The organism is Ruegeria sp. AA6 (assembly GCF_056542865.1).
Genome location: NZ_JBQGAN010000001.1, coordinates 92342 through 104275 on the forward strand (window position 1 = coordinate 92342; position 11934 = coordinate 104275).

Genomic DNA, 11934 nt, shown 5'->3' on the forward strand with positions numbered 1-11934 from the left:
AATGCAGGCCTATTGGGATAGTCAGTTCAAATTTTCCGAGGTCATTCCCGATTTTCCCGGAGCTTTGGAGCGGATGGCACAGGACAGCGACGCCGTCGCTAGGCAATTGCGTTTTACGCGTGTTGCGTATGGCGATCATCCGCGCCAATGGGTGGAATGGGCCGAGGGCACCGGGCCGCAGTCGGTATTGCCGGTGATCATTCATGGCGGCTATTGGCGTGCGCTTCAGGCGGAAACGCATCGGTTTATGATGCCGGGTTTTCTGTCTGCTGGGGCAGCGGTTGCCAACCTGGAATACCGCTTGATGCCTGAGGTGCGATTGGCCGATGTCGTGGCAGATACAAAAGCTGGCTTGCTCGAATTGGCCCAGGCCTTTCCGTCGGCGCGCTTCGTCCTGATTGGGCATTCTGCAGGCGCACATCTTGCGCTGTCCGCGCTGTCTGATGACGCGTTGGCGGAACGAACGATCGGGGTTTTGTCGCTCAGCGGAGTTTATGATCTGGCTCCAGTGCGTTTGTCTTTCCTGCAACCGGAATTGCGGCTTACAACGGATGAGACGAAGAATTTTACGCTGTCACCCGAGGCAGATCGCCCGCCCGTTCTCTACATCAACGGCAGTGCTGAAACGCCCGAGTATCTGCGGGGCGGTGCACTGATGTCGCAATCCGAAAACGCCGATTGGCACGTGATCGACAAGGCAGACCACATGTCACTGACTTGGGCCGCCTGTGATCATGCCGATGCGCTTCTGTCCAAACTCTATGCTCTGGGAAATACCGAATGACACTGAACCTACCTGACACCGGAACGTTCGTCGGCCGTATATGGTTACCTCATGCGCAGGGTCCCGCTGTGGTGGCCCGGCGTGGCGACCGTTTGGTTGATATTACCTCATCAGACGTGCCGACGATGCAGGCGCTACTGGAACTGGATGATCCGGCCGCTGCAGCGCACGCCATCGATGGGGCAGATGTTGGCAGTGTCGAAGATATCAGCGCCAATTCGACGGAAACGCCGGATCTGTCCAAGCCCTATCTTCTTGCCCCGCCAGACCTGCAACCGATCAAGGCCTGCGGTGTGACCTTTGTGTCTTCAATGCTGGAACGCGTGATCGAAGAAAAAGCCAAGGGTGATCCGGCAAAAGCCGACGCCATCCGCGCGCGCTGCACCGAGATTCTCGGTGATAGCCTGCGCGACGTGGTGCCGGGGTCGGACAAGGCGATGGCTTTGAAAGATGCACTGATCGCCGAGGATGTTTGGTCGCAATACCTGGAGGTCGGGATTGGGCCGGATGCCGAAGTGTTTACGAAATCGCAAGCGATGTCGGCAGTTGGCTTCGGCGCCAGCGTTGGGCTGCACCCGATCTCAACCTGGAATAACCCGGAACCCGAGGTGGTTCTGGCCGTGGACAGCGCTGGTCGCATCAAGGGCGCGACCCTTGGTAATGACGTAAACCTGCGCGATGTCGAGGGACGCTCGGCGCTTTTGCTGGGCAAGGCCAAGGACAACAATGCCTCATGCGCTCTTGGCCCAATGCTACGACTGTTTGATGACAGTTATGATCTTGATGATGTCCGGCAAACGGAACTGACATTGCGGGTAACCGGTGAAGAAGGGTTCGACTTGCACGGTTCCAGTTCGATGGCCGAAATCAGCCGTGATCCTGAAGATCTCGTAGGGCAGGCATGGGGAGCGCATCACCAATACCCGGATGGCTTCTTTCTAATGTTGGGTACGCTCTTTGCGCCCACGCAGGACCGGGACACTCCCGGCGGCGGCTTCACGCACAAAATGGGTGATTTGGTCGAAATATCGAACCCCGCGCTTGGACGGCTGGCCAACACGGTAAGGCTTTCCACCGAATGCCCACCTTGGGTTTTTGGCACCAGCGCTTTGATAAAAAACCTTGCCGCACGCAAACTGATCTGAGGAATTTGACATGAACGGACACAGCCTGATTGGCGGGGAATGGATGGCAGGCAAAGACAGCTTTCAATCCGCCCCCGCGACCGGCGATGCCAAAACCTATTGGGCAGGCACGCCGACACTAGTGAATAAAGCCTGTGCCGCAGCAGAGGAGGCCTTTTGGTCCTATGGGTATTCCTCGCGCGAAGCACGCGCTGTATTTTTGGACCGCATTGCCGATGCGATCGAGGAGCGCGGCGCAGAGATCACTGTGATCGGCTGCGCTGAAACCGGTCTGCCTGCAGCACGGCTGGAAGGTGAGCGGGGACGCACCACGGGACAGTTACGCCTGTTCGCGAACCATATCCGTGATGGTGCTTATCTGGATTACCGCCATGACGCGGCCTTGCCGGATCGTCAGCCATTGCCGCGCCCGGATCTGAAAATGGTGCAACGCCCGATCGGTCCGGTGGCCGTATTCGGAGCGTCCAATTTTCCGTTGGCGTTCTCGACTGCAGGTGGCGATACCGCAGCCGCCTTGGCAGCAGGCTGCCCTGTGGTTGTCAAAGGCCATCCGGCACATCCGGGCACGGGCGAGATCGTGGCCGAGGCTATCGACGCTGCCCGCCAGGCCCTTGGCCTGCATCCAGGGGTGTTCAGCTTTGTGCAGGATGGTGGTGTCGCTGTAGGAGGTGCATTGGTTCAGAATCCATTCATCAAAGCCGTAGGTTTTACAGGGTCCCTACGTGGCGGTCGCGCCTTGTTCGACCTGTGTGCAGCGCGCGATGAGCCCATCCCATTTTTTGGAGAGCTCGGATCGGTCAACCCTATGTTCTTGCTGCCCGGAGCCCTTAAATCACGCGGTACCGACATTGCGCAAGGCTGGGCCGCGTCCTTGACCATGGGAGTGGGGCAGTTCTGCACCAATCCCGGAATTGCCCTTGTGCCGGAAGGGCCGGACGCCGAGGCCTTCATCGCCGAGGCTACCGCTGCACTGCGAGAAACGGCCCCTCAAACCATGCTGACAGACGGTATAGCCCAAGCGTTTTGCGAAGGGCGTGACCGTATCGCATCTGCCCCTGAAGTAACGGCGGTGGTTTCCGGAACAACTGAAAACCGTGATGCGAGTGCATTTCTTTATAGGGTCTCGGCTGACGCCTTCAAAGCCAATCCAGTCTTGGCGCATGAAGTTTTTGGGCCGTTGGGCGTTGTCGTCGTCGTAAGGGATGTCGCTGATTTTACCTCTATCGCACGAACGCTGGAGGGTCAGTTAACCGCAACTTTGCATATGGAGCCTGCCGATGCTATGCACGCGACCAAGTTAATGCCAGTTTTGGAACGCAAAGCAGGTCGCGTGTTGTTCAACGGTTTCCCCACCGGAGTTGAAGTCGCCGATAGTATGGTGCATGGCGGGCCCTATCCTGCATCGACAAACTTCGGGGCAACAAGCGTAGGCACTCTTTCGATCCGCCGCTTCTTGCGGCCAGTTTGCTACCAGAATTTACCTGAAGAGATCAGCATTGGCTTGTAATATTCCATAGATCGAATGTTAATGACATTTGGGCAGAGTTTGGTTGTACTTATCGAAACAACACTGGTTGATGTGGGCTGGCTTATGCAAATTGCCAAAACAGAAAGATATCGACAATTGCGAGTGCCGTTCTGAGGTGCTTCAGCGCCATCACCCAATACCTGAAAGTGCACCGGAGCGGATAATCGACGAAAACAACAGTGCTGCATGCAACTGATTTACAACTCTAGGATAGAAGATACTTCCTTAGCCAACGCGCGGACTTCATCAAAGGCGACATCGTTCCTTTTCGCTTCCATTGCACCTAAGCCCCGCCCCAGCGCTTCTGCGTAAATTACACGATTGGCCAGCGCGGACTGTAATTGCCTGGCCTCAAGCTCGGCCACCGATTGTGCAACGTGTTCACCAACGCGCGTGCCAGCACGTGTTCGGTTCATGACAATATGTGTCGGCTTCCCAGCCCGGCCCGCCAAGTCCAAAATATCCTGGGTTGCCCACACATCGGCCTGACTGGCAGAGACAGGTATCAAGACTAAATCGGATTCTCGCAAGACCCAGCGAACGTCACTGTCAGCCTTCGGCGGTGTATCAATCAGAACTACGTCGGCCTCTCCTCCGATCCCCCGGATAGCGCGTGAAACCCCGTAAGCAGTCGCAGTAGAAAACTGAAGCTGTGAACTTTCGCCAAGTGTCTCTTCGCGAATATCCAACCATTTTCCAAGACTGCCTTGTGGATCGGTATCCAATAGGACAACGCTTTTGCCTTCGGACAAATATGCCGTCGCCAAGTTGGTCACGAGAGTAGTCTTGCCGGAACCTCCCTTTTGCTGCGCCACACAGATAATTCGACCGCTCATATCCCAAGCCTCCAAGAGCTCTTCTGCAGTGCAGCATAAGGCTTGGATGAGAAAAAGGCGATCTTCTTTTTTCCTTCGCAGGTAAGTGAAAGTATTGGTCGCTGCTATCCCTGATCAATAGACGCTGCCTAGCACGCAAAACTTTAAAAAATTCAAGAAATTGTATATAATTTGTCGAATGACACCATGGGATGGTCTCGGTCACGGGGCGGGTTATGGGGGGCATAAAACCAAAATTTGACCAAGCAAATGGCGGCAAATGGCATGCCTCTATGTCGGTCGCTTTGGCGCTTGGGCTGGGCTTTTTTGTTTTGACCTCGGTCGCTGGCGTATTGGGGGTGGGGCTGGTCGTTGGCTACCGCAATACCTCAGAGTTACTGACGCAAAAAGCACAGCTGATTATTGGCACCCAACGCCAACAGGTAGAGCGCTATCTGACCGCAGCTTCCGATCAGATCGATTTTATTGGGAGCAGAATTTCGACAGGGGAAGTAGAGCCAGATGGCTCGGAGGAGTTTGTTAGCCTGTTGCTTGGTGCTGTTTCGGCAACCCCGCAAATTCTGCGTATTCAGTTCATTGACAGACAACAGATTCTGACAGGTGTCGAACGCGCCGAAGACGAGACATTGCCGATATTTTTGAAACTTGGGGATGATGTGGATCTGCGCCACCTTATCGATAAGGCAATTGAAACTGGAAAAGCCCATTGGGGTGGTATTCTGTGGCGCGAAGAATACGGCCAGTCTGTGCTGAGTTACCAGAAGCCAATCATTCAAAATGGCCGCATAGTCGGCGTTCTTTCAGCGTGGGTTTCTGTCGTGAAATTGTCAGAGTTTCTGGCTGATCAGGAAATGGAATTCGGCGCAAATGTTTTCATGTTGTATGGGCGAAATTCTGTTTTGGCCCACCCGCTTATGGCGTTTGGCTATGCCGGCTTGAACCGCGCGTCGCCGCTTCCGCAGCAAGATCGTTTCTCTGATCCAATTGTTGCGGCAATGTGGCTGCCGAATGATCGTTTTAGCGTCGCCAAATACTTTCTGACCGGTGCAAACACCCGTTTCGTAGCTTACGCGGATTGGGAATACGTCGTATTCTTTGAAGAGTTGTCCAATTACGGCGTTCAACCGCTTACAGTTGCTACTTATTTTGAGGCTCATGACATTATTGCGGAAGCCGCTCGGCTGAGATGGGCGATTATTTTTTGCCTTATCATGGCGGTTATTTCGGCCGGAACTGCGGCTTTGATCGGTCAGAAAATCGCAAAGCCGGTGCGGCGACTATCCGACAGTGCAAAGCGTGTTCATGATCTTGATGTTTCAAACATCGCTGAAATTGAGGGATCGTTCTTTCGCGAACTGGATGAGGCAGCGCGCTCTTACAACTTCATGCTGGATGGCTTGCGGTGGTTTGAGCTTTATGTGCCCAAGCGCCTAGTCCGTCAATTGATGCGTCAGCATGCAGGTAAGCAGATCAATTCATCTCACCGAGATGTCGCAATAATGTTTACGGATATCGTCGAGTTCACGACCCAGTCGGAACATCTGACGGCCCACCAAACGGCATTGTTCCTGAATGACCACTTTGCCGGGCTTGCCGATTGCATTCAGAAAAACCGGGGCACTATCGACAAATTTATCGGCGACTCGGTGATGGCCATATGGGGTGCTCTGGAGCATCAGGATGACGCGGCCGATCTTGCGTGCCACGCAGCGATTGAGATCGCTCAGTGGATTAAGCAATACAATCGAAATGAACGGCAAGAGGCGGGCTTACCTTTCTCAGTTAGACTGCGAATCGGCATCCATATCGGTCGTGTCGTTGTTGGTAACATCGGCAGCGAAGGAAGGCTAAGTTATACCGTGGTCGGGGATGCGGTGAACGTCGCCCAGCGTCTTGAAGAAGCTGGACGGGTGTTGGGCAACACACAATCCGAAGCGAATATTCTTGTTTCCAGCTCTGTTCGAAGCGCCTTGGTCGAGCCGATAGAATTTGAGCGCATTGGCGCACACAAGCTTCGCGGTCGAGAGGAGTTGGTCGAAATTTATTCGCTAACAATAGACTAGTCGCTAGGCCCGAACAGTGCTGAAGGTGACAAGGCGACGATCGGTTGAGGTGCGGGTTGGTCCGCAGCAAGTTCCGATCTGATATTTATTCAACAAATTCCGATTTTTGACTTTGTTTGATAAGCGCGTACCATTCAAACATCTTTTGCCGCCGAATTCGCAGGTTAGGCCACCTTCGCGAAGACAGCTAAAGCAAAACGGTCAGCACGGGAGGGGGGAATGAAGAGAATATCTGTTTGGCTTTTTGTCTTCTTATTGCTCGCAGGATGTTGGGAAAAAGAAGAAGAAACGTCTGAAACGGTTATCCGTCCGGTCAGAGCAACCGAGATCACCGACCTGTCCAGTATGCATGACCGATATTTCGTCGGAACGGCCAGGGCGGCTCGCGAAGTGTCTTTGGCGTTTCGCGTGCCGGGCAATGTCGTCGGCGTGGACGTACAGGTTGGCGACCTTGTGGCGAAAGGGGATGTTGTTGCGGCTTTGGACCCTGCGCCGTATCAGGCCGAGGTCGACAGGCTGACCGCAGAACTTCAAAGCGCGCAGGCCACGTTCGACAATGCCAAACTGCAAACGGACCGGCAGCGCTCATTGGTTGAGAAAGATGTCGCAGCTCAGGCAACGCTTGATCGGTTCGTCGCGGGTGAGACATCGGCGCAAGCGGCGATAAATTCGGTGCAGGGCGCGTTGGACCGGGCGACTCTGGACTTGACCTATACAAGCCTGGCCGCACCATTTGATGGCCGTGTCGTGGCAAAATACATCGAGGACTTCGAAGAAGTCGCCGCGCAGACCCCGGTTCTCAGAATTCTGGATTCTGAGCGTATCGAGGTCGTGATCGACATCCCCGAGCGATACATCGCCCTGATCCCGCATATCGAGGACATTACCGTCACCTTTGACGCGTTAGGGGACGTGGTATTGCCTGCTGAAATCAGTGAGATTGGATCAGAAGCTTCGGCCACGACCCGAACCTTCCCTGTCACGTTGATTATGGACCAACCAGAGGACTCGCTTGTTCTGCCTGGCATGGCTGGTCGCGTGCGCGGTAAGCCAAAAGAAGGGCACGAGCCCTTTGACGCGATCATGGTGCCCGCCAGCGCGGTTTTCGTACCCGAAGGTGGGGCCGACCCGCATGTCTGGGTGTTCGACACCGGCTCAGAAACTGTAAGCGCACGGAAAGTTGCGCTTGGAACGCCGCGATCCCAAGGAGTGGCCATCAGCGAAGGTCTCGAGTTTGGCGATGTGGTTGTAACCGCCGGAGCGAATTCACTTCGAGAGGGGCAGAAAGTATCGCTTCTTGTTGAGGATGAAGAGTAATGGGCCTGGCCGCGTTCTCGATCCGCAACGCCAAATTCATTTGGTTTACGGTTGTCATGCTCACGTTGGGTGGCGTTTCAGCATTCTTCAGCCTGGGGCAGTTGGAAGATCCTGAATTCACGATCAAGACTGCGGTTGTAACTACGCCCTATCCAGGGGCCAGTCCTGAAGAGGTTGAGCAGGAGGTCACAGAGCGGATTGAGCTCAAGCTTCAGGAAATCAAGGAAATCGACTATATCTCCAGCGAAAGTCGGGCTGGATTGTCGACTATCAAAGTCGAGATCCGTCCGAACTATTGGTCTGACCAACTGCCGCAGATTTGGGATACGCTGCGCCGCAAAGTCCGAGACGTAGAAACCGATCTGCCGCCCGGTGCAGGTCGCCCCGCAATCAACGATGATTTCGGCGATGTCTTTGGCCTTCTGTTGGCGATGACGTCTGATGGGTTTTCAGCTCAGGAACTTGACGGCTTTGCCGAAGACTTCAAACGAGAGCTTTCACTGATCGACGGGGTAGGGCGCGTCGATCTGTGGGGAGAGCGTGACAGGGTCATTTATCTGGAAACTAGAGAAGAAGCTTTGGCCGCGCTGGGCGTTTCTGCTCAGACCATCTTCAATACCCTGCAGACGCAGAATGCGATTGTGGATGCAGGAAGGGTCAATATTGGCGACTACCGCATGCGCATCGCTCCAAGCGGCACCTTCGCCAGCCCAACTGACATCGCCGATCTGGTTGTGCGGCCAAGCGGTCTGGATCAGGCGCAAAGCGGCCAAATACGGGGGCCAGAACTGTTGCGGCTGGGTGAAATTGTCGAGGTCAAGGAAGGCTACGCCGATCCGCCAACAACTATGATGCGCTACAACGGCCTTCCGTCGATTGGATTGGCGATATCATTTCAGTCTGGTGTCAACGTCGTCAGCGTTGGCGAAGCGGTAGACGCAAAAGTATCAGAACTGATCGCGGGCCTACCGGTAGGCATCGAGGTTGAACGGGTTCATTGGCAGTCCGATGACGTAAACCTCGCGGTTAGCAGTTTTCTGATAAGCCTTGGCCAAGCGGTGGCCATCGTTCTGGTTGTTTTGACATTGGCGATGGGCCTTCGGATGGGGTTCATCATTGGCAGTGGGCTTATCCTGACGATACTTACCACCTTCATTCCGTTGGCGGCGTTGGGCATAGATCTTCAACGGATGTCTCTGGGCGCATTGATCATTGCGCTGGGCATGATGGTCGACAACTCGATCGTTGTGGCGGATGGCGCAATGGTTCGTATGTCACAGGGAATGGACCGGGCGAAGGCGGCGATCGACGCGGCGACCCGCCCCGCTATGTCGTTACTAGGGGCTACCTTCGTAGCGGTCATGGCTTTCTATCCGATTTTCGCTTCGGTTGAGAGCGCTGGGGAGTATTGCCGAACCCTCTTCTCGGTCGTTGGCATCGCGCTTTTGGTCAGCTGGCTGTTGTCGATGACTGTCACGCCGCTGCAATGCGTTGCCATGTTGCCCGAACCCAAGGGAGGAGCAAGCGAGACGTTCGACACTGGTCTTTACGCCGTTTATCGCCGTTTTCTGGCCGCGGCGATCCGCGTTCGATACCTGACTATTGGGGTGGCTGTGGGCGCGCTGGTCATCGCAGGGGTTGGCTTTGGTTCCGTCACGCAGTTGTTCTTCCCGACCTCGTCGATGACCAAATACATGATTGACTATTACGCGCCCGAGGGAACTCGGATCGAGGCTGTCTCCGAAGCGGTCAAGCGGATCGAAGAACAGGTGGAAATGGATGATCGTGTGACGGGTATCGCCAGCTTTATCGGAGCTGGCCCACCCCGCTTCTACCTGCCGGTTGACCCAGAGGGCACAAACCCGTCCTACGCGCAAGTCATCGTGAACGTTGAGGATTACCGAGACATTCCCGAGATGACCAAGGAAATCTCGCTTTGGATATCGGCCAATATGCCCGAGGCGACGTCATTTACACGTCAGTTCGGCGTCGGCCCCAGCAATACATGGGCGTTTGAGAACCGTATCATAGGTCCGGCGGACGCCGATCCCGACACACTGAGGGAAATCGGCGACAGGGCGGTTGCGATACTGGATCAGCATCCTTGGACAAAAGTGGCGCGCACCGATTGGCGCAACCGCGTTCTGAAAACCGTTCCCGACTACGATCAAGACCGCGCGCGCTGGACCGGTATCACCTACGAAGATTTGGGCAACACGACGAAACGCGCCTTTGACGGACGTTCGGTTGGCCTGTACCGCGAGGGTGACGAGCTGCTGCCGATCATCGTTCGGCCCGGTGCGGAAGACGTCGCTGCGGTGGATAACTTTGAACTGCTACAGATGCAGTCACCGTTTTCGGTTGAGCCTGTGCCGTTGGCCCAGGTCGTGCGCAGCGTGAACATTCAACCCGAAGATCCCACAATCAATCGCCGCGACCGGCGTCGCGTTTTGACCGTTCAGGCCAATCCGATTGATAGTGTCACACTGCCAAGCTATCGCGCAGCCGTTCTTGCGAATTTTGACGCCTTGGAGGCCGACTTGCCACCGGGATACAGCATGGAATGGGGCGGAGAGTATGAGGACACCGTATCTGCGCAAGCGTCATTGATACCGGGGATGATCCCGGCGTTTTCGGTCATGGCGCTTATCGTGGTTGGACTGTTCAATTCTTACCGAAGACCGCTGGTCATTTTCCTGACCGTACCGTTTGTACTTATAGGTATCGTCCCAAGCTTGCTGCTCACGAATACGCCGTTTGGATTTGTTGCACTGCTCGGGGGTATGAGTTTGGCTGGTATGATGATCAAAAATGCAATCGTTCTGATCGACCAGATCAACGATAACTTGGCCGAAGGTCAGCCGGGTTACGACGCTGTATTGAATGCCGGTGCGTCAAGGCTTCGTCCAGTGGTACTGGCCGCAGCAACCACGGTCTTGGGCGTAATACCTCTGTTGCCCGACGTGTTTTGGGTCGGCCTCGCCGTCACGATCATGGGCGGACTGACGGTAGGTACGATGCTCACAATGATCCTGATCCCTGTTTTGTACGCAACATTTCATGGAATTCGGCAATTGCCGAGCGGCGTTTGAGTCAGGATTTTAAGTCGTATTGGCGTGCGTGTGTCGCGGAAACGAAGCACGACGGAATTTCTTGAATTGTCTTTGTAGGGGGGCGGAAGTTGGACAATACAATTTTGTATTTTTTGGTCGGCATCTTTGTGGTTGGTCTTCTTTCGTTGGGATATTTCGCGAAAGGCAGCGGGGCACTTTGGGTAATCGCAATCCTGATCGGTGTTCTGGTGGCAATGATTGCTTTCTTCGGAGGGTACTTTGGAGAAACGCCGAAGTGAGATTGGGAAGACTTTTGTCCAATTCTGCTAGGTCGTAAAAAGACGCCGTCGGGTTTAAGTTTAGCTATTGTGCACGCGCAACGGATAGATCATCCCTCTGCTGGTGGCACCGCCCGCTGGTAGAGATGCCACGTGGCGTGACCAAGGATCGGCAGGGTAAAGATCAAACCCAGAAACGCGGGCACCAACGACAAGAGCATTGTGATCGAGATGATCGCCGCCCAGGTGAGCATGACCACCGGATTTTCCGAAACGACGCGAAGGGACGTGAGCATGGCAGAGACAAAGTTGGTTTCTCGGTCGAGCAGCATGGGCATGGCGATGACGGTCACCGAAAACAGGACGGCCGACAAAAATGCTCCGACACAGGTGCCAACCGCAAGAAAAGTCCAACCCTGCGGCGTGAAGAATACAGTGTTCAAGAACCCGTCAAAGTCCGAGAAGGAAGCCTTCTGCAGGATGATCGCCAACCAAAGCCTGATCTGGTAAATCCACACCCAAAAAATGAACAGGGTGACAAAAGCCATCCAGCCCATTTCGCGTTTGCGTTGGTTGGCCATGACGGCAAGGATATCAGACCAACCAAAGCTCTCGTTCTTCTGCAGTCGGCGCGACATCTCATAAAGCCCGGCTGCGGCGAAAGGAGCGACCAGCGGAAATCCGACAATGGCGGGAATGATCATCCAGATCTTACCAAGCCACACCAGACACCAAACAAACAGAATTCCGAAAATCGCATAGAACAGGCCGAAGAAGCCGCTCATGAACGGTCTGGCAAGAAAGTCGGAAAATCCGGTTTTAAGCGATGCGGTGATGTCATCCGCAGTCACTTTGTTGATCTCGGGCATGGACTGATGCTGCGGTGTCATTTTGTCGGGCGGCTTAGGGCCTGCGGTCTTGGATGTCATG

Annotated in this window: 9 protein-coding genes; 7 read left to right on the top strand and 2 right to left on the bottom strand. The window is 54.8% G+C overall.

Translation table 11 applies throughout. The features are described from left to right. The first annotated feature begins 1 nt into the window (after nt 1). From ACR0LN_RS00385 to ACR0LN_RS00395, 3 genes are read left to right on the top strand one after another with little or no spacing between them, the layout of a single operon-like run. Nucleotides 2-784 (top strand): alpha/beta hydrolase, encoded by a 783-nt coding sequence (locus tag ACR0LN_RS00385; protein WP_480426849.1) that lies wholly within the window; start codon nt 2-4, stop codon nt 782-784. Next, the gene (locus ACR0LN_RS00390; protein ID WP_480426851.1) at nt 781-1929 is read left to right on the top strand and encodes a fumarylacetoacetate hydrolase family protein; all 1149 of its coding nucleotides are present in this window, start codon (nt 781-783) and stop codon (nt 1927-1929) included. The genes ACR0LN_RS00385 and ACR0LN_RS00390 overlap by 4 nt, the downstream gene beginning before the upstream one ends. Nucleotides 1930-1939: 10 nt before the next feature. Beyond that, nucleotides 1940-3436: an aldehyde dehydrogenase (NADP(+)) gene (locus ACR0LN_RS00395; protein WP_480426854.1), complete on the top strand. Its 1497-nt coding sequence runs from the start codon at nt 1940-1942 to the stop codon at nt 3434-3436. 218 nt (nt 3437-3654) lie between these two features. Here ACR0LN_RS00395 and parA read toward each other — a convergent pair whose 3' ends face one another. Next, nucleotides 3655-4293 carry a ParA family partition ATPase gene (parA, locus tag ACR0LN_RS00400; RefSeq protein ID WP_480426855.1) on the bottom strand — a complete coding sequence of 213 codons (639 nt, stop codon included), beginning with the start codon at nt 4291-4293 and terminating at the stop codon, nt 3655-3657. 272 nt (nt 4294-4565) lie between these two features. Here parA and ACR0LN_RS00405 point away from each other — a divergent pair, with 272 nt between their 5' ends. From ACR0LN_RS00405 to ACR0LN_RS00420, 4 genes are all read left to right on the top strand, one after another. Next, entirely contained in the window at nt 4566-6356 is a 1791-nt protein-coding gene (locus tag ACR0LN_RS00405; protein WP_480426858.1) for an adenylate/guanylate cyclase domain-containing protein, read from the top strand. Between the two features lie 219 nt (nt 6357-6575). Then, the gene (locus ACR0LN_RS00410) at nt 6576-7673 is read left to right on the top strand and encodes an efflux RND transporter periplasmic adaptor subunit (protein WP_480426861.1); all 1098 of its coding nucleotides are present in this window, start codon (nt 6576-6578) and stop codon (nt 7671-7673) included. Continuing rightward, entirely contained in the window at nt 7673-10765 is a 3093-nt protein-coding gene (locus tag ACR0LN_RS00415) for an efflux RND transporter permease subunit (protein ID WP_480426864.1), read from the top strand. Before ACR0LN_RS00410 ends, ACR0LN_RS00415 begins: the two co-directional genes overlap by 1 nt. A gap of 89 nt (nt 10766-10854) precedes the next feature. Continuing rightward, nucleotides 10855-11025 (top strand): hypothetical protein, encoded by a 171-nt coding sequence (locus tag ACR0LN_RS00420; protein ID WP_480426866.1) that lies wholly within the window; start codon nt 10855-10857, stop codon nt 11023-11025. A gap of 89 nt (nt 11026-11114) precedes the next feature. On the opposite strand, the gene ACR0LN_RS00425 is transcribed toward ACR0LN_RS00420, so the two are convergent. Next, entirely contained in the window at nt 11115-11933 is an 819-nt protein-coding gene (locus ACR0LN_RS00425; RefSeq protein ID WP_480426867.1) for a DUF2189 domain-containing protein, read from the bottom strand. Nucleotide 11934 lies beyond the last annotated feature (1 nt).

Bases quoted from the DNA above. Each gene is read 5' to 3' on its own strand.
- ACR0LN_RS00385 (WP_480426849.1), top strand. From the start codon at position 2: ATGCAGGCCTATTGGGATAGTCAGTTCAAATTTTCCGAGGTCATTCCC.
- ACR0LN_RS00390 (WP_480426851.1), top strand. From the start codon at position 781: ATGACACTGAACCTACCTGACACCGGAACGTTCGTCGGCCGTATATGG.
- ACR0LN_RS00395 (WP_480426854.1), top strand. From the start codon at position 1,940: ATGAACGGACACAGCCTGATTGGCGGGGAATGGATGGCAGGCAAAGAC.
- parA (WP_480426855.1), bottom strand. From the start codon at position 4,293: ATGAGCGGTCGAATTATCTGTGTGGCGCAGCAAAAGGGAGGTTCCGGC.
- ACR0LN_RS00405 (WP_480426858.1), top strand. From the start codon at position 4,566: ATGTCGGTCGCTTTGGCGCTTGGGCTGGGCTTTTTTGTTTTGACCTCG.
- ACR0LN_RS00410 (WP_480426861.1), top strand. From the start codon at position 6,576: ATGAAGAGAATATCTGTTTGGCTTTTTGTCTTCTTATTGCTCGCAGGA.
- ACR0LN_RS00415 (WP_480426864.1), top strand. From the start codon at position 7,673: ATGGGCCTGGCCGCGTTCTCGATCCGCAACGCCAAATTCATTTGGTTT.
- ACR0LN_RS00425 (WP_480426867.1), bottom strand. From the start codon at position 11,933: ATGACATCCAAGACCGCAGGCCCTAAGCCGCCCGACAAAATGACACCG.